Origin of the sequence: Nocardia sp. NBC_00511, assembly GCF_045161165.1 — a bacterium.
Taxonomy (GTDB): domain Bacteria; phylum Actinomycetota; class Actinomycetes; order Mycobacteriales; family Mycobacteriaceae; genus Nocardia.
This window is the reverse complement of the sequence record NZ_CP107849.1, coordinates 4520539-4545827: the sequence shown is the minus strand read 5'-3', so window position 1 is coordinate 4545827 and position 25289 is coordinate 4520539. Positions and strand designations below refer to the sequence as shown.

The 25289-nt window shown below is 67.7% G+C and carries 20 protein-coding genes and 1 tRNA gene; 9 read left to right on the top strand and 12 right to left on the bottom strand.

Going from position 1 to position 25289, the window contains the following annotated elements:
* Positions 1-169: 169 nt before the first annotated feature.
* Positions 170-598, bottom strand: coding sequence for a nitroreductase/quinone reductase family protein (locus OG300_RS21380; RefSeq protein ID WP_405484210.1), 429 nt, complete (start codon positions 596-598; stop codon positions 170-172).
* Positions 599-726: 128 nt separating this feature from the next.
* Between OG300_RS21380 and OG300_RS21375 the strand changes: the two genes are divergently transcribed.
* The 4 genes from OG300_RS21375 (at position 727) to OG300_RS21360 (ending at position 4449) form a co-directional block, all read left to right on the top strand.
* The gene (locus tag OG300_RS21375; RefSeq protein WP_405484208.1) at positions 727-1101 is read left to right on the top strand and encodes a DUF4234 domain-containing protein; all 375 of its coding nucleotides are present in this window, start codon (positions 727-729) and stop codon (positions 1099-1101) included.
* Between the two features lie 111 nt (positions 1102-1212).
* Positions 1213-1286: transfer RNA gene (locus OG300_RS21370), tRNA-Ile, on the top strand.
* 727 nt (positions 1287-2013) lie between these two features.
* Positions 2014-3603: an ArnT family glycosyltransferase gene (locus OG300_RS21365; RefSeq protein WP_405484206.1), complete on the top strand. Its 1590-nt coding sequence runs from the start codon at positions 2014-2016 to the stop codon at positions 3601-3603.
* A 141-nt stretch (positions 3604-3744) separates the two neighbouring features.
* Entirely contained in the window at positions 3745-4449 is a 705-nt protein-coding gene (locus OG300_RS21360) for a VIT1/CCC1 transporter family protein (protein WP_405484204.1), read from the top strand.
* Positions 4450-4458: 9 nt separating this feature from the next.
* On the opposite strand, the gene OG300_RS21355 is transcribed toward OG300_RS21360, so the two are convergent.
* The 3 genes from OG300_RS21355 to OG300_RS21345 form a co-directional block, all read right to left on the bottom strand.
* On the bottom strand, positions 4459-4929 hold the full coding sequence (locus OG300_RS21355) for a MarR family winged helix-turn-helix transcriptional regulator (protein ID WP_405484202.1): 471 nt from the start codon (positions 4927-4929) through the stop codon (positions 4459-4461).
* Positions 4930-5222: 293 nt separating this feature from the next.
* Positions 5223-5921 carry a DUF2993 domain-containing protein gene (locus OG300_RS21350; protein WP_405484200.1) on the bottom strand — a complete coding sequence of 233 codons (699 nt, stop codon included), beginning with the start codon at positions 5919-5921 and terminating at the stop codon, positions 5223-5225.
* A gap of 104 nt (positions 5922-6025) precedes the next feature.
* Positions 6026-6772, bottom strand: a complete 747-nt coding sequence (locus OG300_RS21345; protein ID WP_405484198.1) for an SDR family oxidoreductase — start codon at positions 6770-6772, stop codon at positions 6026-6028.
* Between the two features lie 129 nt (positions 6773-6901).
* Here OG300_RS21345 and OG300_RS21340 point away from each other — a divergent pair, with 129 nt between their 5' ends.
* From OG300_RS21340 to OG300_RS21330, 3 genes are all read left to right on the top strand, one after another.
* Positions 6902-7852 (top strand): LysR family transcriptional regulator, encoded by a 951-nt coding sequence (locus OG300_RS21340; protein ID WP_405484196.1) that lies wholly within the window; start codon positions 6902-6904, stop codon positions 7850-7852.
* 124 nt (positions 7853-7976) lie between these two features.
* A complete protein-coding gene (locus OG300_RS21335; RefSeq protein WP_405484194.1) occupies positions 7977-8435 on the top strand; it encodes a MarR family winged helix-turn-helix transcriptional regulator in 459 nt (152 codons plus the stop codon).
* A gap of 20 nt (positions 8436-8455) precedes the next feature.
* On the top strand, positions 8456-8893 hold the full coding sequence (locus tag OG300_RS21330) for a hypothetical protein (RefSeq protein WP_405484192.1): 438 nt from the start codon (positions 8456-8458) through the stop codon (positions 8891-8893).
* Between the two features lie 15 nt (positions 8894-8908).
* Here the strand turns inward: OG300_RS21330 and OG300_RS21325 are convergent, their stop codons facing one another.
* Together OG300_RS21325 and OG300_RS21320 are read right to left on the bottom strand one after the other, a co-directional pair.
* Positions 8909-9325, bottom strand: a complete 417-nt coding sequence (locus OG300_RS21325) for a VOC family protein (protein WP_405484190.1) — start codon at positions 9323-9325, stop codon at positions 8909-8911.
* Positions 9326-9329: 4 nt separating this feature from the next.
* The gene (locus tag OG300_RS21320) at positions 9330-16637 is read right to left on the bottom strand and encodes an amino acid adenylation domain-containing protein (RefSeq protein ID WP_405484188.1); all 7308 of its coding nucleotides are present in this window, start codon (positions 16635-16637) and stop codon (positions 9330-9332) included.
* A 450-nt stretch (positions 16638-17087) separates the two neighbouring features.
* Here OG300_RS21320 and asnB point away from each other — a divergent pair, with 450 nt between their 5' ends.
* Complete coding sequence (asnB, locus tag OG300_RS21315; RefSeq protein ID WP_405484186.1) at positions 17088-18932, top strand: asparagine synthase (glutamine-hydrolyzing); 1845 nt, start codon at positions 17088-17090, stop codon at positions 18930-18932.
* Positions 18933-18991: 59 nt separating this feature from the next.
* Here asnB and OG300_RS21310 read toward each other — a convergent pair whose 3' ends face one another.
* The 5 genes from OG300_RS21310 to OG300_RS21290 form a co-directional block, all read right to left on the bottom strand.
* Complete coding sequence (locus OG300_RS21310; protein ID WP_405484184.1) at positions 18992-19531, bottom strand: hypothetical protein; 540 nt, start codon at positions 19529-19531, stop codon at positions 18992-18994.
* Positions 19532-19642: 111 nt separating this feature from the next.
* A complete protein-coding gene (locus OG300_RS21305) occupies positions 19643-20557 on the bottom strand; it encodes an SDR family oxidoreductase (protein WP_405484182.1) in 915 nt (304 codons plus the stop codon).
* Complete coding sequence (locus tag OG300_RS21300; protein WP_405484180.1) at positions 20557-22050, bottom strand: flavin-containing monooxygenase; 1494 nt, start codon at positions 22048-22050, stop codon at positions 20557-20559. Before OG300_RS21300 ends, OG300_RS21305 begins: the two co-directional genes overlap by 1 nt.
* A 15-nt stretch (positions 22051-22065) precedes the next feature.
* Positions 22066-23121 carry a PDR/VanB family oxidoreductase gene (locus OG300_RS21295; RefSeq protein ID WP_405484178.1) on the bottom strand — a complete coding sequence of 352 codons (1056 nt, stop codon included), beginning with the start codon at positions 23119-23121 and terminating at the stop codon, positions 22066-22068.
* Positions 23118-24011 (bottom strand): metal-dependent hydrolase, encoded by an 894-nt coding sequence (locus tag OG300_RS21290; protein ID WP_405484176.1) that lies wholly within the window; start codon positions 24009-24011, stop codon positions 23118-23120. The genes OG300_RS21295 and OG300_RS21290 overlap by 4 nt, the downstream gene beginning before the upstream one ends.
* A 99-nt stretch (positions 24012-24110) precedes the next feature.
* Here OG300_RS21290 and OG300_RS21285 point away from each other — a divergent pair, with 99 nt between their 5' ends.
* Positions 24111-24722: a TetR/AcrR family transcriptional regulator gene (locus OG300_RS21285; protein WP_405484174.1), complete on the top strand. Its 612-nt coding sequence runs from the start codon at positions 24111-24113 to the stop codon at positions 24720-24722.
* 194 nt (positions 24723-24916) lie between these two features.
* Here the strand turns inward: OG300_RS21285 and OG300_RS21280 are convergent, their stop codons facing one another.
* Positions 24917-25276 (bottom strand): RNA-guided endonuclease InsQ/TnpB family protein, encoded by a 360-nt coding sequence (locus tag OG300_RS21280; protein ID WP_405484172.1) that lies wholly within the window; start codon positions 25274-25276, stop codon positions 24917-24919.
* Positions 25277-25289: the final 13 nt, after the last annotated feature.

The following is a 25289-nucleotide window of genomic DNA, read 5'->3' as shown; positions in this document are numbered from 1 at the left end:
CCTCGGGCATGGGTAACCAGCCGAGGTCTCCTTCACCCATGTCCGTGGGCAACCACCCGGGGGCCGCGATAGCGCGGCCCGTGTTGACCGGAATGATTCGTGGGAAGTACTCCCCTCTAGGCGCAGAGGATAGTCGACCCTTACCCGCGCTGTCCACCCGTCGGGCCGGTTAGCGCGGGGTGAGCACCACCACGGCAATCTTGCGGTCGGTCATCTTCTGGTACTGCGTGTAGCGGCCGCCGTTGACCTTGTCGACGAGCTGGAACCGGCGCGCGTAGTCCGGATCGTCCGGATAGGTGGCGGTGGCGGTCACCGGGATGTGCTTGGTGCCGACCTGAATATCGCAGTCGCCCTTGGCTTTCACGTTGGCCAGCCAGCCCGGCGGCCGCGAGGACCCGCCGTTGGAGGCGGTCACCAGGTAGCTCTCGCCATCCTTGGCGTAGGTCAGGGCATTGGTCCGCTGCTGCCCGGTCTTGCGGCCGATCGTCCGCAGCAGCAGGGTCGGGTTACCGAACAGCAAGCGGTGCCCGACCAGCCCGTTGCTGTTCTCGTAGAGCCATTGATGTCCGCGCAGTACGTTCACGAACAGATTCGCCATCGTGTGCTCCCGTCTCGTGGTCGCCCCAGATTAACGCTTCACGATCCGGTCACGATCTTGTGGATACGTTTCCCGCACCGGCCCGGCCGGAGGCTCGAAAATCGCACGACGACAACAGGATTCCAAGAATGAACACTGCCCTCGCGGCCCCCGTCAAGAACCGCAACGCCGTCCTGGTGTGGCTGGTCTGGCCCCTGATCACCCTCGGCATCTACTTCCTGGTCTGGTACTACAAGATCCACAAGGAGATGGCCGAACTGCGCCGCGACCCCGACGCCCCCGTGGTCGGACCGCTGCTGGTGATGATCTTCCTGTCCTGGACCGGCATCGCCGCCATCATCAGTTTCTGGCGTACGGGTGACCGCATCCGCCAGTCCCAGGAGGCCGCGGGCCTGGAAGGCACCTGCAACCCGGTCTTCGGTTTCCTGCTGAACTTCGTCTTCGGTCTCGGAATCCTGTACTACCAACTCGAACTCAACAAGATCGCCGACCGCCTGGCCTGATGTGCCGGTCCTGCCCACCCCTTCCGGGCAGGACCCTCATTACCCGTGCCCGAGTAGGCAATCTCACTACCGGCGCGGTACCATCGCGACGCCCGCGCACCGCCGCGGTCCGGGGCGGTAGCTCAGTCGGTTAGAGCCGTGGACTCATAATCCATTGGTCGCGGGTTCGAGCCCCGCCCGCCCCACATCTCTTGCGCCGCAGGCGTTTTCGCCTGCCCTGCGCGTGCGGTTGCGGTCGGCCCCGGGGAGGGGCCGACGCACAGCCCCCCTGTCAGTGCTTGGAGTTCGCGTACGCGGATCCGAGGCTTGCCACGTTCGCGCCCTGGCCGAGCAGGGTGAAGAGCAGCGAGATGATTTCCATGATTTTTCCTGTGTTCCTAACTCTCATCGAATCGGTGGAATTCGCATTCCCCCATCAACGCATATCACAGGTTCGCCCGGCATGCACCCTCCGGGATTGATTCCGGATGGAAGCGAATCTGTTGGTGGATCGGTCACCTATCCGTATGTCGAATCGGATGTGATGCGTGGCACTTTGTATTCGATGGGTATCTGGAAACGGGAAAAGAACAGTAGCGAAATTCGAACGCAACGTCGCTGCGTCGGCACCTGTCCCGGCATCCGTCATCGAATCTGTCACCGTATCGGTCATTGCGAACCGGCTGCTCGGAATGCCATCCTGAGCGCGATGTTTCAATTGGAAGCGAATCGCTATTACTGCGTTCTCCATTTGCGAACACGGCTGATCAGGCATTAACGTTCTGCTCAGCTGCAAATCCGAGCAGGATCGCGAGCTCTTTCGCTCATCAAGTTCGCTGCCGGGGAGGAATCAGTTCACCAGCGAACAGATGTGACGTCATCAACGGGAGTGATGCGTCGTACGCGTCTGTCGGAAAGCATCAGAGGCAGTTCATGACAGCGGTCGTATCGGTTCGCGTCGAACCGAAGGACATTTCGGATACCCACCCACCATTCGCCGCGCGCGGTGTCGCGTTGCTGGCCGCGATCTCCACGATTGTGCTGACGGTGACCGCGGGCCGCTACGAGTTCTTCGGGGACGAACTTTATTTCCTGTCCGCGGGCCGCCGACTCGACTACACCTACGCCGACCAGGGCGTGGTGGTGGCCTTCTTCGCCCACCTCGCGGACGTGCTCGCGCCGGGATCGGTGACGGCGGTGCGGTTTCCGGCCGTCGTGATGGGTGTCGGCGCGATCGTGGTCGCGGCGCTGATCGCCTACGAACTGCGTGGCAGCCGCCGCATCCAGCTGCTCGCCGCGGGCACCTACGCGACGTCCTATCTGCTCGTCACCCAGTGTGCGCTGAGCACCTTCTCCTTCGACGCGACGCTGACCGCGGTGATCACCTGGCTGTTCGTGCGCTGGGTGCGCACCCGCCAGGACTGGCTGATCGTCGTGGCGGGACTCGTTGCGGCACTGGACATGCAGGTCAAGTGGATGATCCCGCTGGTCTGGGCCTGCCTGGGCATGGGTGTGATCCTCTGTGGCCCGCGCGAGATCCTGCGACGTCGCGCGCTGTGGGTGGCGACCGGCATTCTGGCGTTGTCGGTGGCGCCGATCCTGTACTGGCAGTCGCAGCACAACTGGCCGCAGCTGGCCATGGGCACCATCATCGGCGCCGAACAGGACGCGACGGGCTACGGTCCGCCGGGATTCTTCCCGCAGTGGCTGGGGCTCGCGGGCTTCCTGGGCACCGTGCTGATCGCGGTCGGATTCTGGGCGGTGCTGCGGCAGGAGTCGTTGCGCCCCTACCGTTTCGTCCCGGTCGCGCTGCTGCTGATGACGTTGTTCGTGGTGGTCACGCACGGTCGCCCGTATTATCCGACCGGCTTCTTCCCTGCCATGTTCGCCCTCGGTGCTGTCGGTTTCGCGCAGTATCCGCGCAGGCGGTGGATGAATCTGGCGATGATCCCGGTCGTGGTGCTCACGGTGGTGACGTTCGTCGGCACGCTCACCCTGCTGCCGCTGCCGCAGAGCTGGCGCACCCCGACCCAGAACGCCATCGATCTCGGTATTCGATCCGCGTTCTGGGGCACCACCAATTGGTCGCGCATGGTCGCGGCGGTCGACGCCGGGTACGAGACGCTGACGCCGGAGGAGAAGGCGCACTCCGCGATCATCACCCAGGGCTACTGGCAGGGTGGCGCGGTCGAGGAGTTCGGCGGCAAGTACGACCTGCCGCCCACCTACAGCCCGAGCCGGGGCTTCGGATTCTTCGGTCCGCCACCGGATTCCACCACCACGGTGATCTACGTCGGACTGAACACCGCCGAGCCGGGCCTGCGTTCGCATTTCACCGAGGTGGAGCGGGTCTGGCAGCTCGACGATCCGATGGGCATTCCCGGCATCGACCGGATGGTCGCGGTCTGGAAGTGCAAGGGCCCCAGGCAGCCGTGGTCGACCATGTGGGATTCGATGACCACGCTGTACTTCGACCTCGGCCTCTGGCACGACTCGCGCGCCACCACCCGCCCGGTGCACTGACCGCCGGAAAGTGTTCCCGCCGTACCACGGAGCGCGACCCGCGGATCACTCTATGAACTCGATCGGGACTGCCTGCGGGGCGTCCGGGTAGTCGGCCAGCATGATGTGCGGGCGGGGGCGCGAGTGAAAGGGTTGCCGGTGATGACTGCGGCGTCGGGATGGACACATCGGCACCGGGACGTATCCGGTGGGTGGCTGCGGCCCACCGTGTTCGGGGCCGTCGACGGTCTGGTGACCAATGCCGCGCTGATCGCGGGTGTCGGCGGCAGCGGGGTCGAGGTGCACGCGATCGTGCTGACCGGCCTGGCGGGCCTGGTCGCCGGGGCGTTCTCGATGGGGACCGGGGAGTACGTGTCGGTCACCAATCAGAACGAGCTGGTCGCCGCCGAGGTGGCATTGGAAGCCGATATGCTGCAACGCTTTCCGCAGGAGGAGCTGGCCGAGCTGGTCGAGCGCTTCCAGTCCTACGGGGCCGATCTCGATACCGCGCAGCGCATGGCTGACGCGGTCTCCCATGATCCGGCCCAGGCGCTGCAGATCCACACCCGTGACGAACTCGGCGTGGACCCGCAGGATCTGCCCTCACCGGTGCTGGCCGGCGCGGCGTCATTCGTCGCCTTCTCGCTCGGGGCGATCCTGCCGCTGATCCCGTACCTGCTGGGTGTCGCGTCGCTGATCCCGTCGCTCGCGATCAGCTGTGTGGCACTGTTCGCCGGTGGCGCGGTCGTCGGACGGCTGACCGGACGTCCGATGCTGCACTCGGGTCTGCGACAGCTCGCGCTCGGCGCGGTGTCGGTCGCGGTCACCTACGCGGTCGGCCATCTGATCGGCACGTCCGTGGCCTGATGGCCGGGGCTACAACCGATCTCGCAGTCGCGCCAGCAGCGGTAGCGCGTCGGCGATGCGGGCCACCTCGTCGGGGGTGAAGTCGGCGGCGAGCGCGGCCACCACGCGGTCGGCGGTGTCTGCGCGCAGGGCGCTCATCGCCGCCCGCCCGGTGGGTGTCGCCTCCAGGAGCAGGCGTCGCTTGTCGCGGTTGTCCTTGGTCTTGGAGATCAGGCCGCGATTGTGCAGCGCGGCCACCGTCAGTGCCATCGCCTGCGGCGTAACCTGTTCGGCGGCAGCCAATTCCACCGCGGTGACCGGGCCCTCGCGATCCAATCGACCCAGCACCGACAGCTCCGGAACGCTGACCCCGGTGATTCTCAGGTCATTGCGCAGCCGCCGGAACAGTTGCCCGATGAGCAGCCGCAATTCGACCCCGACCCGATCCGGGCTACTGGACCCGCGCGCACCCATGTCGAACAACCTATCCGTCTCGCCCATGGTCGCGGCGCAACCTTGATGCGGGTCGGTGATCAAGTTAGCTTGATCAAGTCTACTTGATCATTTTCCCGGTTCTCGTCATGGTTCGACGACCTCGGTCTCGTCGGCTGCGTTTCGCATCCCCCGGCATGAAGGATTCATCGTGAATCCAGGTCAGCCGCGACGCCGACATCCTGGTGTGTTTCATCGGAGTCGGTTTTCGCCAAGAACTAACGATCGTGGCTGATCACCATGAGCGGTTCCCGGACACCGGTCACGAACTGTTCGAGACGGGCCAATAGAAAACAGCGTCGCTACTTCGGCAGGTCGGAGAAGTGGACGTTGTGGGCGACGGCGGTGACCTGGAGTCCGGCCGGGGTCGGCTGAATGGAGGTCAGTTTCGCGCCGACCGGCAGTTGTTGCAGGGGGACGGTGAAGGTGAGGGTGTCGCGCAGCAGGGCCAGGGGGATCATGGGTCCGCCCGCGGCGGCCTGGACCGAGACCGGGGTGATCTGGATGCCGTCGTCGGTGGGGGCGACGGTGACCACCACCGTGGCCGGGATCGGAATGCCGCCGACGGTGAAGGTGCCGGTGACGTCGAGTCCGTTCTGGCCGTTGGAGATCGACTCCACTCCGGCGGGGGCGTAGGGCTGCACCGTGGTGTAGGGGACCAGGGCGGTGGCGGTCGCCGTTGCCGCCACCAGGTTCTCGGTGCGGTTGTTGGCGATGTCGCCCAGCGGTGCGGAGACCTTGTCGAGGGTGACGTCGAGGTTGTGGACGGTGATCTGCTTGTCGGTCCAGTCACCGACCCGAATGTCGATGTCGCCGTAGGTACCGTCGACGGCCTGGGTCAGGAACGGAAAGCCGTTGATGTCGACGGCCGGTCGGGCCGACAGCTGGTATTCGGACGCGATCCTGCGGCCGATCTCGTTCTGGACCAGGACGACCGCGATCCGGTCGCCCGCCACCAGTGCGATCGCCAGCACGACGATCAGTGTCAGTAGTCCGCGCATATGCTCCCCTGTTCGGCCATCCCACCATCATGCTGGCGATCGGGCCCGCGCGGTGTGGCCGACCCGCTGTCCACTTCGGGAAAACAGGTCGGCCGGACCGCCGCTCACCAGGTGTGCGGGCCGTCGGCGGACTGGAAAGTGCCGGTCGGGCCGTCGGCGGGCAGGGTGGCGAGGGTCACGATGGCGGTCGCGCCCTCCTCGACGGTGGAGGTGCCGCTGTGGTGGTTGAGGTCGGTGGCGATGTAGCCGGGGTCGGCGGCATTGACCTTGATGCCGTCGGCGCGAAGCACATTGGCCCACATCACCGTCAGCGCGTTGAGCGCGGTCTTCGACGAGTTGTAGGCCAGCAGGGACGCGGCCGGCCACCCGGCGAGGGGACCGTTGGGGTCGGCGGAGACGCTCAGCGAGGCCAGCAGGCTCGACACGTTGACGATGCGGGCGTTGGCGGATCCGCGCAGCAGCGGCAGCAGGGTGTTGGTGACGGTGACGACGCCGAACACATTGGTCTCGTAGGTGGTGCGCATGGCGTCGGCGGTGATGTCGGTGACCGCCGTGCCGTTCTCCACGCTGATGCCAGCGTTGTTGACCAGCACGTCGAGCTTGCCGAATTCCTGTTCGACGCGGGCGGCGGCGGCCTTGACGGTGTCGGCGTCGGTCACGTCCAGGTGCAGGAACCGGACGTCGAGGCCGTCGGCGGCGAGTTCGGCGGCCGCCTGCTCGCCGCGCTGGATGTCGCGGGCGCCCAGCAGTACGGTCATGCCCGTCGCGGCCAGTCGTCGGGCCGTTTCCCGGCCGATGCCCTTGTTGGCGCCGGTGACCAGGGCGATTTCGCGAGAGGTGGTGTTGCTCATGATGTTTCACTCCTTGTGTTCGCGACTCCGGGTCGCTGAATTCAGTCAACGCCCTGGCCCCCGGGTCGCGGAAAGACCGATTCGATCCGCATCTAGACTTGCAGGGTCTAACCGCAGGTGAGGATTGGTATGAGCGATGTCGAACTGCGTGAGTTCCGGTATTTCGTCGCCGTCGCCACCGAGCTGAACTTCTCGCGGGCCGCGCAGCGGCTCGGCATGGCGCAGTCCCCGCTGTCGAAGGCGATCGCGCAGTTGGAGTCCCGGCTCGGTGTGACGCTGCTGCAACGCGATACCCGTCGGGTCGATCTCACCCCGGCCGGTGCGGTGCTGCTGGAGCAGGCGCGGTCGGTGCTGGCCGCCGCCGACGCCGCGATCACCCGCACCATGCGCGCGGCCGCTCCCGAACCGCGCCTTACGGTGACCCTGAAACCGGGTGTGGACAGCGGCCTGCTGCGCGAGATCGTCGCCGCCTACGAGCGCCCGGACCTCCCGCCGGTCGAGATCGATTTCGCCGACTGGGGTGGCCCGACCGCCCGATTGCTCTGCGGTGCAGCCGATGTCGCCATCCTGCACAGCCCCTACGATCCTCACGGCCTCGAGATCTGGGAACTGCTCACCGAGCCCCGCGTGGTGGCCCTGTGCGCCGGTCACCGCCTCGCCACCCGCACCCGCCTGCGCCGAGCCGACCTGTCCGGTGAACCGCTGCCGCACTGGCCGAGCGGTGACCCCGCCTCCGACGCCTACTGGGCCGGTCGCGACCCCGTCACCTTGGCGGCGGCCTGGACCGGCAGTGCCGCAACCGATTCCGCCCCTACCGGACCCGCGGTCCGCGATCTCACCCAACTCCTCGAGGTGGTCGGCTACGGCCAAGCGGTCGCCTTCCTCCCCGCCTCGACAGCCGCCCGCTACCCGCGCCCGGACATCGTCTTCATCCCGGTGACGGATCTCAGCCCCAGCATCACCGCCATCGCCTGGCCGGAAGGCTCCCGCTCCTCAGCGATAGCCGCCTTCCTGGCCGCCGCCATCGACGTCGCCGAACGCGGCGACTCGGATGCGCAAGTGGCCCCGGCGATTCCGTGAATCGGATACTCGCAGCGGCGTAGCTGGCCAGGCTCACCGCCGATGAGCTCGCCGATCGGACGGCGCATATATATGGCTTGCCATGTATTATGAGGAGTCGAGCTCGTCGAAGAGAGGAGACAGGGTGGATGCCGACGGATCGGGGGCGATGGAGCGGGGGGCGTCGCTCGGGTATGGGGTCAATCATCTTGCCCGGCTGATGGAGCAGGCGTTGCGGGAGCGGATCGCGGGGGTCGGGGTGGTGCCGGGGCAGTTCGCGCAATTGCTGGCGTTGTTCGAGGAGGAGGGGGTTACGCAGAACGAGCTGTGCGAGAAGGTGCGGATCGATCAGTCGACCATGGCGCACACGCTCAAGCGGATGGAGCGGGACGGATTGATTCGGCGGAGTGCGGACCCCGCGGACGGGCGGCGGGCGCTGATTCATCTCACCGAGCGGGCCAGGGGGTTGCGTACGGAGTTGTACGCGGCGGCCGGTGCGGTCAATGACATTGCCACGCGGGGGTTTTCGGACACTCGGCGGGCGGAGTTCAATCGTTCGATTCGGCAGGCGATCGGCAATCTGGAGGCCGGTCGCGCCACCTGAACCTCGAAGAGGGGGACGGCATGCTTTCCCGCATTCATCCGATCGCGGGCGTGATCGGATTGACCACTATCTGCTGTTTCTGGATCTCCTCCGCCGCGACCGAACTGTTCGGGTCACGAGCGGCCGTGATCGAGGTGAAGCAGGCCATCCCGTGGGGACTGCCGGTGCTGGTGCTCGCGCTGGCGATCACCGGGGCGAGCGGCTTCCGGCTGGCCGGAAAGTCCACTCTGCCAGCAATTCTCGCCAAGAAGCGCCGGATGCCGTTCATCGCGGCGAACGGGCTGCTGGTCTTGATCCCGGCGGCGATCACCCTCGCCGCGCTGGCTGGGCGCGGCGAGTTCGGCGTCGTGTTCTATGCCGTGCAGGCGGTGGAACTCGTTGCGGGGGCGGTGAATATCGTGCTGATGTCGCTCAACGTCCGGGACGGCCTGCGGCTGCGACGGGGGTCGCCGGGCTGACCGCCGCCCGGCCGATCAGGAGTGGGCGACGAGTTCCAGGGCGATGTTGTCGGGGTCGCGGAACTCGAGGATGGACATGGGCCCCAGGTCCTTGATGGGCTCGTGGGGGATGGAGTGGTCGTCGAGCAGGGCGGCGGCGGCTTCGAGGGCGGCGCGGTCGGGGAGGGTGAAGGCGAGATGGTCGAGACCGCAGCGGTTTTCGTGGAAGGCGTCCTCGGCCACCGGGCGCAGGCCGAGCAGCTGGGTGTCGCTGATCCGGTAGAGGACGCCGCCGAAGAGGAACCAGAGCAGCTCGCGGGTGGCCTCGTCGGCGTCGGCAGGGGTTTCCAGGTAGACGGGCCAGCCGAAAACCAGTTCGTAGAACTTGCGGGAGCGGCCGATGTCGGAAACCGTGAGGCGGACATGGTCGAACGACGTGACGGGGATGGGCACGGGCTTACCTCGCTTCTGTGCCGGGTGAGGGTACGGATATCAGGATGGCGTGGCCCCAGGCGGGCGGCGCGTCCGGGGCGTCCACGATGACGGCCCGCAGATCCTCGAGAGCGGCCGGGTCGACGGCGTTCAGCTGGTCGTGTTCGGCGAACACGTGCGTGACCCATTCGTCGGCGAGTGCCCCGCTGAGGTCGGAGCCGTTGTGCGGCAACACCATCGACGCACCGGACATCCCGGCGGCGAGGGCTTCCAGGACCGACAGCAGGCTGTTGCCCGCACCCAGGTGGACGGTGCGCGACTCGAAGTTCAGCTCCGCGGTGGTGCGGACCCGATCCAGCATCGTTGCCAGGGCGTCATAGCTGAGCCGGACCGAACCCGGTGCCGCACAGGCGATATCGTCGCCGTGCAGGGTGCGGGTGCGGTGCGCGTAGGTGACCGGTCGGGCCGATTCGGCTGAGACCTCGGCGGCGATCGCCGGATGGTCGAGGGCGAGCCAATCCATGCCGGGCACGGAAACCGGTGTGCCGAGCGTCAATCCGACCTTCACGTCCAGGTCGCCGGAGCCGGGCAGGTCGGTGGCGGCCAGCGGCACCGCCGCCGCACCCGCCTTGAGTACCGCCCAGGTCGCGACCGCGAGTTCGATGCCGCGATCCAGCCGGATCGCGACCTCTATGCCCGGGCCGACACCGCGGCCGATCAGTGTGCGCGCCAAACGCGAAGAGCGTGCGTCGAGTTCACGGTAGGTGAGCGCGCTCTCGCCCCACACCAGGGCGGGGCCGTCGGGATCGTCCTCGACCACCGTGGACAGCGCCTGCGGCAGTGCGGTGCCCCGGGTGGCCACGGCCGGTGCGGTCGCCGAACTCGGTTGCACCCGTGCGTGTTCCGCGGAGTCGAGCAGGTCGATATCGCCGACCGGCACGTGCGGGTCGGCGGCGACCGCGGTCAGGATCCGGATGAGCCGCTGGCCCAGCGCCGTCATGGTCGGTTCGTCGAAGAGGTCGGCGGCGTAGGAGAACACCACCACCAGTTCGTCGGGGGAGCCGTCGGCGGACAGTAGTGGATCGATGGCGATCTGGAGATCGAACTTGGCGGTGACCAGGTCGGTGTCCACCGCCGAGACGGTCAGCTCCGGCAGATCGAGGGAGGCGGCCTCGGTGTTCTGAAGCGCCAGCACCACCTGTAGCAGTGGATCGGCCGCGCCGCGACCGGGAGCCGCGACCTCGGACACCCGCTCGAACGGGACGTCGGCGTGCGCGAACGCCGAGAGATCGGTCTCGCGCGCCCGTTCCACCAGATCGTCGAAGGACGCCGAGGTGTCGACCCTGGTGCGCAGGGTCAGCGTATTGACGAACATGCCGACCAGATCGTCCAGCGCGCGTTCGCCACGCCCGGCGATGGGTGTGCCGATCACCGTGTCCGTCGTCCCCGACGTCCGCGCCAGCAGCGCCGCGACCGCGGCGTGCACGACCATGAACAGGGAAGCGTTGTGGCGGCGTGCGATTCGGTTCAATCCCGCGTGGACGTCCGCGCCGACGGTGAAGTCGACGAGTGCTCCGGCCATGGACGCGACCGGCGGACGCGGGTGATCCAGGGGCAGCACGCCGGTACCCGGGAGCCCCGCGAGCTGTTCGCGCCAGTAGGTCATCTGCTGTGCGGCGACGGAGTTCTCGTCGCTGTCGGTGCCGATGACGTCGTGCTGCCAGAGCGCGAAGTCCGCGTACTGCACCTGAAGTGGTGCCCAGCCGGGATTCTCGCCCGCCGTGCGCGCGAGATAGGCGGTCATCAGGTCGCGGGCCAGCGGTGCCAGCGAGGCGCCGTCGGCGGCGATGTGATGGGCCACCAGAATCAGCAGGTAGTCGTCGGGCGCGTCACCGGTGAGCATCGCGACCCGCACCGGAATCTCGGCTGCCACATCGAATCCGGTGGCGACGAGCGCCCCGACCCGGGCCCCGATATCGTTCGCCCGCTCGACGGTGAGACCCTCGGGCAGCGCGTCGGCGACCGACAGCACGTCCTGGTAGGGCGCGCCGCCGGGCCCGGATTCCGGGTAGCGGGTGCGCAGCACCTCGTGGCGGGCCACCACGTCCTCGGCGGCCTGCGCCAGCGCGTTCGTGTCCAGGCTGCCGGTGAGGCGGATGACCATCGGAATGTTGTAAGCCGGTGAGCCGGTGTCGAATTGGTTGAGCACCCACATGCGCTGCTGTGCCAGCGACAGCGGCGGGTGCGCCGGACGCTCGCCCGCCACCAGCGACGGGCGGCTGCCGGTGGCGGTGCCCGGCACGATGCGCGCGGCCAGCGCCGCCACGGTCGAGGTCTCGAACAGCTCCCGCACCGACACCGCGGCGTCGAGAGCCTCGTTGATGCGCGAGACCGCGCGGGTGGCGATCAGCGAATTGCCGCCCAGATCGAAGAAGTCGTCGTCCGCACCGACCTTCTCGAGCCCGAGTAGATCGGCGAACACCCCCGCGACCAGCTCTTCTATGGGTGTGGAGAGCGCGCGGAAACGCTTGGCCTCGAACACCGGCGCGGGCAGCTCCTTACGGTCCAGCTTGCCGGAGGCATTGAGCGGGAACGCGTCGAGCACCGCGACGGCAGCGGGCACCATGTAGGCCGGAAGCAGCTGTGACAGTGCGGCTTTCACCACATCCGCCGAGACGTCGGCTCCGGCCGCACGGACCACGTAGCCGACCAGCAGTTCACCGGCGTGCGGGTCGGTGCGCACGAGCACGACCGACTGTTCGATCCCGGGCTGGGCGAGCAGGGCGGCTTCGATCTCACCGAGTTCGATGCGCAGACCGCGCAGCTTCACCTGGAAGTCGGTGCGGCCCAGGTACTCCACCTCACCTGCGCTGGTCCACTTCACCAGGTCGCCGGTGCGGTACATGCGCTCACCCGGAGCGAACGGGTTGGCGATGAAGCGATCCGCGGTCAGATCCGCACGCGCCACGTACCGGGTCGCGAGCTGATCGCCAGCCAGGTAGAGCTCGCCCGCCACACCCGGGGCGACCGGGTGTAAACGCGAATCCAGCACGTAGAGCTGAGTATTGAACACCGGACGACCGATCGGCACCGACACCGTGTCCGCATCGACCACCTCGTGGAAGGTGACGTCGACCGCGGCCTCGGTCGGACCGTACAGATTGTGCAACCGCGCACCGGTCAACTCACGCAGCTTCTGCGCCGTCGGCGCGGGCAACGCCTCACCCGACGCGAACACCTGCCGCAACCGCAAACGATCCGACACATGATCCTCGCCCAGCGCGGCCACGAACACCGCCAGCATCGACGGCACGAAATGCGCTGTCGTCACACCCTGTTCAGCGATCACCTGCGCCAGATACACCGGATCCCGATGCCCATCCGGCTTCGCCACCACCAGCGCGGCACCGGTCTGCAAGGGCCAGAAGAACTCCCACACCGACACATCGAACGTCGCCGGAGTCTTCTGCAACACCACATCATCGGCACCGAGCCGATATTCGGCCTGCATCCACACCAGACGATTCACGATCGCCGCGTGACTGATGGCGACACCCTTGGGCCGACCGGTCGATCCGGATGTGAAGATCACGTACGCGGTGTTCCACGCCCGCAGCGGCACGATCCGCTCGGCATCGGAGACCTGAGTCCCGCTGTGTACCAACGCCTGCCGCTCCAGGTCCTCGACGTAGGCGACCTCCGCGTCCGAGGCGAACTCGTCCCGCCGCGTGCTCAGCACCAGGCGCGGCCGCGCGGTGTTCAGGATGTGCCCGATCCGCTCACCCGGCTGATCGGGATCCAACGGCAGGTAGGCGGCCCCCGCGGTCAGCACCGCGTACATGGCCACCACTAGTTCGGTGGAGCGCCGGATCGCCAGCGCCACCGTGGATTCCGGCCCGACTCCGGCGGTGATCAGTTCGCGGGCCAGCCGGTTGGCGCGCTCGCGCAGATCCCGGTAGGTGAGGCGCTCGTCCTCGAAGACCACCGCGAGCGCCTGCGGTGTCGTCGCCGCCTGCGCCTCGAACATGGACACCAGGGTCGGTTCGACGCCGTAGTGCAGTCCGACGGCCGCGCGCACATCGAAACGGGTGGCGTTCCAGTCGGTCAGCACCCGCCGCCGGTCGGTCGCGGTCAGCAGGTCGAGGTCGCCGACGGCGGCCTCGGGGTCGGCGAGCACCGCCGCCAGCACCCGCTGGAAGCGCCGGGCGAAGGACGCGACAGTCGCCTCGTCGAAAAGGTCCAGCGCGTAGGAGAATTCGGCGTCCAGCCCGGTTACCGCGGCCTGCTCGTCGTGTGATTCGGCGAGGGTCAGCTGAAGATCGAACTTGGCGAACGGGATCTGCAGATCCGCGCCCGCCACGGTGAGCCCGGGCAGTTCCAGGGCGGCCGGTGCCATGTTCTGGAAGGTCAGCATGACCTGGAACAGCGGGTTGCGGGCCTGCGAGCGCACCGGATCGATGAGCTCCACGAGCCGTTCGAACGGCACGTCGGCGTGCCCGAAGGCCTGCGCGTCGGCCTCGCGCACCTGCCGCAGCAGGGTGTCGAACCCGGCGGCCGGGTCCACGTCCGTGCGCAGCACCAGCGTGTTGACGAACATGCCGATCAGATCATCCAATTCGGCCGCGCCACGGCCCGCCACCGGGGAGCCGACCGCGATGTCCCGGGTGCCGGAGAGGCGGGCCAGCAGCACCGCCAGCGCGGTGTGCACCACCATGAACAGGGTGGTGTTGCGGGTCTCGGCGAAACGGCGTGCCGCCGAGTAGATCTCGTCGTCGATGCGGAAGCCGTAGGTCGCGCCCCGGTAGGAGGCGACCGGCGGCCGCGGCCGGTCGAAGGGCAGCACCAGTTCGTCGGGGAGGTCGGCCAGCGTCGAGCGCCAGAACGAGATCTGCTGTGCCAGCAGCGATTCCGGATCGACCTCGGATCCGAGGGTCTCGCGCTGCCACACCGCGAAGTCGGCGTACTGCACCGGCAGCGGCTGCCAGCCCGGCGCCGCGCCCTGCGCGCGTTGCGCGTAGGCGGTCACCAGGTCGCGGGTCAGCGGTCCCATGGACAGTCCGTCGCCCGCGATGTGATGCATCACCGCGACCAGCACGTGCTCCTCGGGCGCGATCCGCAACAGCCGCAATCGCATCGGCGGCGCGAGGGTGACGTCGAAGCCCGCGTGGGCGACCTCGATGATCCGCTGCGTCAGCTCGTCGGAGGTGACGTCGAGGACCGGAAGTTCCGGCACCGCGCGCGGATCGCCCAGCGGCAGCACCAGCTGGTAGCCCTCGCCGTCCACGTCCGGGTAGAGGGTGCGCAGTACTTCGTGCCGGGCGACGAGATCCTGGACGGCGGCGCGCAGCGCGCCCAGATCCAGTGTCCCGCTCAGTCGTACCGCGAGCGGGATGTGGTCGACCGCGCTGCCGGGATCGAAGCGGTTGAGGAACCACATGCGCTGCTGCGCGAACGACAGCGGCACCCGGTCGGGTCGTTCGAGGGTGCCCAGCGCGGGTCCGCCCGCCCCGGTGGCGGTGCTGTCCAGCCAGGCCGCCAGCGCCGCGACGCCGGGCATGTCGAACATCACGTGCACCGGAACCCGCACGCCGAGCGCGGTGCCGACGCGGGCCGCGGCCTGCGCCGCCAGCAGTGAGTTGCCGCCCAGTTCGAAGAAGTCGTCGTCGACGCCCACCGGTTCGGCGGGCTGTAGCAGGTCGGTGAAGACCGCGGCGACGGCGGCCTCGGCGCGGGTGACCGGTACCCGGTAGGCGCGGCCGGTGAACACCGGCTCGGGTAGTCGCTCCCGGTCCAGCTTGCCCACCGGGGTCAGCGGGATCTCGTCGAGCACCACGATGGCGGCCGGAACCATGTACGCGGGCAGCGATTCCCGCAGGAACTCGGTGAGCGCCGCGGTGTCGAGGACCGCCCCGGGCCGGGCCCGCACATAGGACACCAGCGCGGTGGTCCCGGAGGACAGGGTGGTGCCCAGGGTGGCGGCGAAGTCGACGTCGGGGTGGGCGGTGAGCGCGTCCTCGATCTCGCCGAGCTCGATGCGCAGACCGCGGATCTTGACCTGGAAGTCGGTGCGGCCCAGGTATTCGAGCACGCCGTTGCGGCGGCGCACCAGGTCGCCGGTGCGGTAGAGCCGGGTGCCCGCGCCGCCCTCGGTGCTGCTGAAGGGGTTGGCCACGAACCGTTCCGCGACCGCGTCGGGCCGGTTCAGGTAGCCCTGCGCCAGCCCGGCTCCGGACAGGTAGAGCTCGCCGACGACGCCGTCGGGCACCGGGCTCAGCCGCGAGTCCAGCACGAACGCGCCGACCCCGGCGATCGCGGAGCCGACGGTGATCGGCTGTCCGGGAAGCATTTCGGCGGTGGTCACCATGACGGTGACCTCGGTCGGGCCATAGGCGTTGAACATGGAACGGTCCACGTTCGCCCAGCGGGTCACCAGGTCCGCGCCGAGCCGGTCGCCGCCGCAGACCACGACGCGGATCTCGTCGAACCCGTCGGCGTCCAGGGATTCCAGTGCGCCGGGCGTGATCAGCAGGTGTGAGACGTGTTCGCGGGTGAGCAGTTCGGCCAGTTCCGCGCCGCCGAAGACGCCGGGCGGTGAGATCACCAGGGTCGCGCCCGCGGTGAAGGTGAACAGCATCTCCATGAGCGAGAAGTCGAAGCTGGGCGAACTCAGGTGCAGCACCCGCGAATCCGGGGTGACCCGGTAGCGCACGCCGACCGCGGCCATGTTCGAGATCCCGGCGTGGGTGACGGCGACGCCCTTGGGGCGGCCGGTCGAGCCGGAGGTGTAGATGATGTACGCCGGATGCTGATCGGTGAGCAGCCGGGTGCGGTCGGCGTAGGAGACCGGATGCGCGGGCCAGGCGGCGATCCGCTCGACCTGTGCCGGATCGTCGAGTTCCAGCCAGTAGGCGCTCTGGCCGAGGTCCGCCCGGTGCGCGCGCATGGTGAGCCCGAACGCCGCGCCCGAATCGGTCAGCAGGTGTTCGATGCGCTGCGGCGGGTAGGCCGGGTCCACCGGGACGTAGGCGGCGCCGGTCTTGGCGACCGCCCACACCGACAGCACCGATTCGATGGATCGGGTGATGGCGATCGCGACGATGTCGCCGGGCCCGATACCCCGGTTGATCAGCTCACGCGCCAATTGCGAGGAGCGTCCGTCCAATTCGCGATAGGTCAGCTCGCGCTGGTCGGCGGGTTCTCCGGTGGGGTTGAACCGGACGGCGACGGCATCACCGGCGGTTTCGACCGCGGCGGTGAGCAACTGGCCGAACAGCGGGCTGCCCGACCGGCGCCGACGTTGACCACCACGGGAGCTGCGGCGAGCTGTGTCCATCTTCGAGTACCTGCGGCTCTCGCGCTCTAGTTGACGGGCGTGGATGCGGCGTTGCGGACGGTCGCCGAAGTAGGGACGGGTGGCGGGACACTCATGCGCAAACTCCTGAATCGACCATGTTTCACTCGGAGAGTATGGGACAAACGCGTTCTGTGGGAGCCGTAAATCCACATGGCAGGAAAACCGGGGGCTCGACAGCTTTCGCCGGGTCGCGGCGTTACCGACCTCGGGTGGCGGGCGCGCTGCCGTTGTCATAGAGTGCTGGGTTTCGCTATTGACGCGCGGGGGAACGCGGGCGCGCGGGAGGGCCGCTTCGGCTATCTCGAAGTAACTGCGCAGCAATTAATTTCGGTCGAGCGGGCTGAACTCTTTCGGTGGTCTATCGGGGTTTCGTTGTGTTACAACGGAATTACCGATAGTTCTCTTTGCTAAAGATCTGGAGGTCGCGTGATGTGCGGAATCGCAGGGTGGGTTTCATACGATTCTGATTTGACCCGGCGCAGCGACACGGTGACGGCCATGGCCGAAACCATGGCCTGTCGCGGCCCCGACGGACACGGTGTCTTCCTGCGGCCACACGCCGGACTCGGCCACCGCAGACTGGCCGTCATCGACCTGCCGGGCGGCGCGCAACCGATGCACGTCGGCACGCCGAACGACGACATCGCCATCGTCTACTCCGGCGAGGCCTACAACTACCGCGAACTGCGGTCCCGGCTACAGGGACTCGGGCACACCTTCGACACCGACAGCGACACCGAGGTGGTGCTGCGCGGCTACCTGCAATGGGGTGAGTCCGTGGTCGACCGCCTCAACGGCATGTACGCCTTCGCGATCTGGGATCAGCGCGAGGAGAAGCTGCTGATGGTCCGCGACCGGATGGGCATCAAACCCTTCTACTTCTCGCCGACCCCCGACGGCGTGCTGTTCGGCTCCGAACCCAAGGCCATCCTGGCCAATCCGCTGGCGTCCAGGGTGGTCGACGCCGACGGGCTGCGCGAGGTGTTCGCGTTCACCAAGGCGCCGGGCTGGGCGCTGTGGAAGGGCATGGCCGAGGTGCTGCCCGGCACCGTGATCACCGTGGACCGCAACGGCATCCGGCCGCGCACCTACTGGCGGCTCGAGCCCGCCGAGCACACCGACGATCGCGAGGCCAGCGTGGATCGGGTGCGCGAACTGCTCACCGACATCGTCGAACGGCAGCTCGTCGCCGATGTGCCGCGCTGCGTACTGCTGTCCGGCGGACTGGATTCCAGCGCGCTCACCGGGCTGGCGGCGCAGCGGCTGGCCCGCGACGGGGAACAGGTGCGCACTTTCTCCGTCGACTTCGCCGGGCAGGAGGAGAATTTCGTGCCCGACGAGATGCGCGACACCCCGGACGAGCCGTTCGTGCGCGATGTCGCCCGGCACGTCGGTTCGGCGCATCGGACCGTGCTGCTGAATCCGGCCGAGCTGTCGGATCCCGCGGTGCGGCGGGCGGTGATCGGGGCGCGCGACATGCCGCTGGGGCTCGGCGATATGGACAGCTCGCTGTATCTGCTGTTCCGCGCCATCCGCGAACACTCGACCGTCGCGCTGTCCGGCGAGTCGGCCGACGAGGTGTTCGGTGGCTACCGCTGGTTCCACGACGGCACCGCGCTGAAGTCCGACACCTTCCCGTGGCTGGCGTTCAACAGCGCGCTCGCGGGCGACACCCGGTGGGAGATCATCGAACCCGGGCTGCGCCGCCGCCTGCGACTACCGGAGTACGTGGCCGATCAGTACGCGAGCGCGGTCGCGGAGGTCGAGCATCCGGCGGGCGAGACCGAGGTCGAGCACCGCATGCGCACCGTCTGCCATCTGCACCTGACCCGGTTCGTGCGCCAGCTGCTGGACCGCAAGGATCGGATGTCGATGGCGGTCGGGCTCGAGGTGCGGGTGCCGTTCTGCGATCACCGGCTCGTCGAATACGTCTACAACACACCGTGGGCGCTGAAGACCTTCGACGGCCGGGAGAAGAGCCTGCTGCGGCACGCGTCGAAACATGTGCTGCCACAGTCGGTTGCGCAGCGGGTCAAGAGCCCGTATCCGTCCACGCAGGACCCGGGCTACGCTGTCGCGCTGCAACAGCTGGTGAAACAGCGTCTGGTGGAACGTGATTCGGTGCTGTTCGACCTGCTGGACCGGGACTGGCTGCTGGCCGCCGTGGAGGCCGATCCGGCGCAGCTGTCCCCGTCGACGCGGGTCGGGCTCGACCACGCCATCGATATCGGCACCTGGCTGGACTTGTATTCGCCTGAACTACAGCTGAATTGAGGGTCGGCGCCGGGCCGGGAGGAGGCAGCCGAACCGGCCCGGCGCGACCCTCGGGCGCGTCAGGAAACCGCGCCGATGAAGCCGCCGATGGCAGCTCCGATAGCACAGCCGAACAACGCCCCGACCAGGAAGAACCAGATGCCGATCAGGATGCCGACCACGCAGCCGACGACCGCGCCGGCCAGAATCGCGCCGCCCCCGCCGGTTTGATGCATGAACGGCAGGGTCTGTTCGCTGAGTGCGGCGGGGGTCGGACCGCCGACCGGCGTCAGGGTCAGCGAGGTGTCACTGTTCAAAGTCGGCGTGACAGCCAGACTTTGGCCGGTGTCGACCCGCAGCGTGGTCGGAATCGCGCCGACGAACGCACCGTCGTCACCGTAGATCTGGACCGCGTCCGGGGTCAGCACGAACCGGCCGGAGTCCAGGGTGACCTGGGCATTGGAATGGTCGGCCGCCAATGTGGTGGTGTATCCGACCGAGCCGTCGGCCCCGCCGACGGTGATATCCGCGAGTCCGGCTTCGCCGTGCGCGGTGGCCATGGTGATTCCGGTGGCCGCAATGGCGAATACTGTCGTCGCCATCATTTTCTTGGTGAACATGATTTCTCATCCCATCCGTTTGGGGGTGTCTCCTTTGACGTCCCCCGACGAACGGCACCGGATGTGAGATCAATAATGCGCTTCCGCGCACCTGATGTCCATGGGGTATTGCTACTGGTGAAACCGTAATTCAGGTCTGTTGACACCCCTAATGGGCGCATTGGTGGGTACTCGATTCCCGACCTCGCGAACCGTGCGATTCTCGACCTCGTGGACAATGGCGTGAATTCGTGGATCCCGGGTGAGAGCGGAGTCGAGCACCGCATTCACCACCCCGCGCAGCAGGGAATAGGGAATCCAGCCGCGCGGTGAAATCGATTGCGGAGCACGCCGTTCGATGGCGTCGGCGACGGTGCGGGCGGCCTGCGGCGCGGTGATCCGGATATTCAGCGGCCAGGGCAGCAGGGCGTCGATCCGGCGGCCCAGCTCGTCCTGGTCGAGGGTCTCGTGGGTCATGGCGGTCTCGACGATGCCGAAATACGCGATGCCCGCGCTCGCGCCGTGCGGGGCCAGCTCCACCCGCAGCGCCCGGCCCAGCTGCTCCACCGCCGCCTTGCTGATCATGTACGGCGCGCCGCCCATGCCGGGAGCGAAAGCGGCACAGGAGGATACGACCACGACGTGGCCCCGGGAATCGATGATGTGGTCCAGGGCCGGATGCACGGTGTTGAAGACGCCGGAGAGGTTGATGGCGAGCACCCGCTCGAAATCGGCGGGGTCGATGGTGCGCAGGGTCGCCGGGCGCGGCACCACGCCGGCATTGGCGACCACCACGTCCAGTCGGCCGAAATACGCGACCACCTGCGGGATGGCCTCGGCCATCGCGGTTCGGTCGGCGACATCGGCGATGACCGGCAGCGCGCGCTCGCCCAACTCCGCCGCCAGCGCGGTGACGGCCCGCGCGTCGATGTCGAGCAGCGCCACCGAGGCGCCGCGGCGGTGCAGCAGCACGGCCAGCTCGCGGCCGATGCCCTGTCCGGCACCGGTGATGAGGGCGACGCGGCCGTCGAGGGGGAAGGCGGGCATCAGTGGCTCATTTCGTAGGAGTCGGCATCGAATCGCCGCGTGCGCCTGCGGTATTCGAAGCTCCAGTTCGGGTACAGCCCGGCATTGCGGCCGTCGGCGGTGGTGTAGTAGCTCTGGCAGCCGCCGGTCAGCCAGACGGTGTCGGCGCTGCGGCGATCCATCTCGGCCAGGAACTCGTCCTGCACGGCGGGCCGCAGTTCGATGCGGGCGAATCCGCTGTCCCGCACCACCTTCAGGGCATCCACGATGTAGGTGATCTGGGATTCGATCATGTAGATGGCGGACTGGTTCCCGGCCGCGCCGAACGGGCCCAGCGTGCAGAAGAAATTGGGGAATCCGGCGACCGCCGCACCCAGATAGCTCTGCGGCTGTTCGTGATACAGGTCGGCGATGGAGCGGCCGTCGCGGCCCACATAGCGGGCGTAGGCGGTGGGGATGGAGGTGAATCCGGTGCCGAAGACGATGGTGTCGACCGCGTGTTCGGTGCCGTCGCTCAGCACGATCGAGTGCGCGCGGACCTCGGCGACGCCGCTGGTGACGACCTCGACATTGGGCTGATCGAGCGCGGGGAGATAGGCGTCGGAGAAGATGGCGCGCTTGCAGCCGATCACATAGTCGGGGGTCAGGGTCTTGCGCAGCAGCGGATCACGCACCTGACGTCGCAGTTGCAGGTGGCCGAGCGCCTCGTAGGGATGACGGAAGCGCTTGTCCACCAGCGAGATCAGGCCGAAGCCCTCGATGGCCGCGTACCAGCCGCCGCGGATCGCCTTCTGGGCCAGCGGAAGTCGCCGCAGCAGCAGCCGTTCCAGGGGCAGCGTGCGGCGGTCCATGCGGGGCACGATCCACGGCGCGGAGCGTTGCACCAGCAGCAGTTTCGACACCAGAGGCTGGATCTCGGGCACGAACTGCACGGCCGAGGCTCCGGTGCCGATCACCGCGACCCGCTCACCGGTGAGATCGTGGTCGTGATCCCAGTGCAGTGAGTGGAAAGCCTTGCCCTCGAAGCGATCCAGGCCCGGCAGCTGAGGATACTTGGCCTCGGCGAAGATCCCGGCCGCCGAGATGAGTACGTCGGCGGTGAGCGGTCCGCGCGCGGTTTCCAGTCGCCACAGTGAGCGCTGCTCATCCCACCGGGCATCCAGGACTTCCGCGCCGAAACGGATATGGCGCACCACATCGTGGTCGGCGGCCACCCGGTGCAGGTAGTCGAGGATCTCGGCCTGCTGCCCGTAGGTGCGCGACCAGTCCGGGTTCGGGGCGAAGGAGTAGCTGTAGAGCTGGGACGGCACATCGCAGGCGCAGCCGGGATAGGTGTTGGCCCGCCAGGTTCCGCCCAGATCGTCGGCGCGTTCGAGGACCAGCAGGTCCTCGAATCCGGCCTCACGCAGTTTGACCGCCAGGCCGATGCCGCCGAAGCCCGCGCCGACGACGGCGATCGCGGTGTGCTCGACGGGTTCCGGGGCAGTCGCCTCGGTGTTCGTGGAGTTCGTCATGAAATTCTCTCCGGATCAGAGATCGAGCACGAGGGCGTCGCCCGCCGCGCGGGAGACGCAGGGCAGCATCCGGTCGGCGCGTGCCGACTCGGTGAGCAGGCGGTCGCGGTGATCGACCGCGCCGGCTCGGATGCCGACCTCGCAGGTGCCGCAGAAGCCTTGGCGGCAGGAGTAACTCGCGTCGGGCAGGATCCGGCGCAACGCGGTGAGGGTGGTTTCTTCGGGTGCCACCTGTACTGTCCGGCCGCTGCGCGCCAACGTGATGGTGAACGCTTTGCCGTCGACCACCGGCGCGGCCGAGAAGCGTTCGGTGTGCAGCGATCCCGTCGCATCGAGGGCGAAACGGCAGCGCTGGGCCGCCGCCAGCATCGGCGGCGGGCCGCAGACGTACACCGCCGCACCGGGTTCCGCCCGCGCGATCAGGGCGGCGACATCGGGCGGTCCGTATTCGTCGTCGGGGCGGATCTCGGCGCTGGGCAGCTCGTCGAGGAACGGCATCGACGCTCGGGAGCGGCCCGTGTACACCAGGTGCCCGCGCGGCCCGGCGGCCCGCACCATCGGCAGCATCGGGGTGATGCCGATGCCGCCCGCCAGGAACAGGTAGGAGGGCGCGTCCACCAGCGTGAAAGCATTGCGGGGACCGCGAATTCGTAGTCGATCACCCTGCTGTAGCTGTTCGTGCAGCTCGCGGGAACCGCCGTCGCCGTCCGGAATCAACCGCACCGCAATGCGATAGCGGAAGCTGTCGCCCGGATCGCCGCACAGTGAGTACTGGCGTTGCCTGCCGGACCGCAGGAACACATCCAGGTGTGCGCCCGGTCGCCAGCTGGGCAACGGCCGCCCGTCGGGTGCGCGCAGGGTCACCGCCAGTACATCCGGTGCCGGGCGTTCGAGCTTCTCGACGACCGAGTCCAGTTCGAATCCGCTGCGGCGCACCGGATTCGACGGTGAGAGCAACTCGGCGGATCGCCCGCTCACGAACACCCGCTTGTAGGCGTCCATCGCGCCGCCCAACAGTCGCAGGCCAACGGGCGGCCTGGCTCCGGCCTCCATGATCGTGCCCGCGCTCACTCGGCCGCCGCCCGCGCGGCGGGGGAGTGCGCGAGATACCGCAGCGCCCGATCCATCGGACCCAGCTGCGAGGGATGGAAGCCGGGCCGAAGATAGCGGGGGATCTCGCTGAAGAACACTGTCCAACTGGGGATTACGCCGCGCCGGGTGGCGCTGACGAACTGCGCGCCCCAGAAGCGGCCCTTGTCCGGCGAGGGATCCTTGCGATACAGGTAGCCCGCCGACAGGATGAACAGCGGCAGCAGGGTGGCGCTCGCCAGCACGGCCGTTCGAGCCTTACGCAGGTAGCCGCCGTCCAGGTACATGTACGCGTCGTAGACCACGCTGCGGTGCTCCACCTCTTCCGCGCCGTGCCAGCGCACCAGATCGAGCATGGCCGGGTGCATGCCCTTCTGCTCGAGCACGTCGGCCTCGAGCAGCCACTCACCGAGCACGGCAGTGTAGTGCTCCATGCCCGCGAACAATCCGAGGCGTTCGCGCAGCCACTGCTGCTTGGCGCGCCCGGTCAGGCCGTGATCGCCGAGGATGCGATCCACCAGCCACGCGATGCCGTTCACATAGCCGTCGACATCCAGCCCGAGTGATCGCAGATGCTCACGCGCGGCCTCGTGGCTGCTCGCGTGCATGGTCTCCTGCCCGACGAATCCGGTCACCTCCTCGCGCAGCCGCTCGTCGTGGATGTACGGGAGGGCCTCGGCGAGGGCCTGGGCCATGGCCCGTTCGCCCTCAGGGAGCACCAGGTGCATGACGTCCACGATGTGGGTGGCCAGCACCTCGCCCGGAATGTAGTGCAGGGGAACGGTTTCGAAGTCGAAGCGGACATCGCGTGCGCCGATGGCATGTGCCTCGTCGCGGTAGGTGCGCCTCGTTGCGCCAGCCTGGTCAGCCATGATTCGAACCGTACAGCGCAACAAATAGCATTGCAATGTTGCAGCCACAAAATGTCCGAGATTGTTGCATCGGCGAGGGTGGCTGCTAGCGTTGGTGCGGTGACGACCGCGTCGAAAGAACCGCTGACCCGCGCCGATGCCGACGAGATCGAGACCCGCATCCTGGACGCGGCCCTGGTGCAGTTCGAGAAGGTCGGGGTCAAGAAGACGACCATCGAGGACGTCGCCAAGCAGGCCGGGGTCGATCGGGTGACGGTCTACCGGCGGGTGGGTTCGCGCGACGACCTGGTGGCCGCGGTCGTCGGCCGTGAGGTCGGGCTGGTGCTGGCCGAGCTCGCGGATATGCCCGAGCGACACGACGACTTCGGGGATCTGGTCGCCGACGTCTTCGTCACGGTGATCACGCGGTGGCGCACGCACGGGTTGGTGGAACGTCTGCTCGCGGTCGAGCCCGAGCGAATTCTGGTGAAGCTCACCGTCGACGGGGCGACGACGTTCGCCATGTCGGTGGCCGCAGCGGTCGAGGTGTTCGAGCGGGCCGCCCGGCGCGGATTGTTCGCGGCTCCGGCCGATCTGGCGACACGCGTCGAAATCGGCTGCCGCGTGGTGCATTCGCTGATTCTGGTGCAGGGCGGGCTGGCGGAGCTGGCCTCGGAGGCGGAACTGGCGGAGTTCGCGCGGGCCTATCTGGTGCCGATCATCCCCGGCTGAATTCGGACGCTTACGTGCTAATCCACGCAACCGAACGTTGATTGCGAGGGCGCTGACCTGGGTCGAGTGAGTGAGAAAGTGGAGCGTTCCAACGAGGGATTGACGTCCTCCCTGACCTGATGGTCCGGGATTCCTACCAGCGCCCTGGCGGGCACTCTTGGTGGGTTCCTGTTTCACAGGGACTTGCTTTCCGCCTAGACGGAAAGGCTTACGGTCTCTCCACAGGCGTTTAGCCACTCCGCTCGTCCAGCGGCGTGAATATTGATCGCGGCGTTCAAGTCTCGGTCGTGAGTGACTCCGCAAGCGCAAGTCCACTCCCGCACATGTAACGGCTTGCTCCCGCTGTCTACCCCACAGTGCGAGCAAATTCGAGTGGACGGGAACCAACGATCTACCTTGCCGAACACCCGTCCGTACCTGGCGGCTTTCTCCTCCAACATGCGGATGAACATGCTCCACCCGGCGTCGCGGATGGACTTTGCCAACCGGGTCCGGGCCAAGCCCTTCACGCATAAATCCTCGACGAACACCGCTTGGTTTTCGCGGATGATCATCGTGGACTGCCGA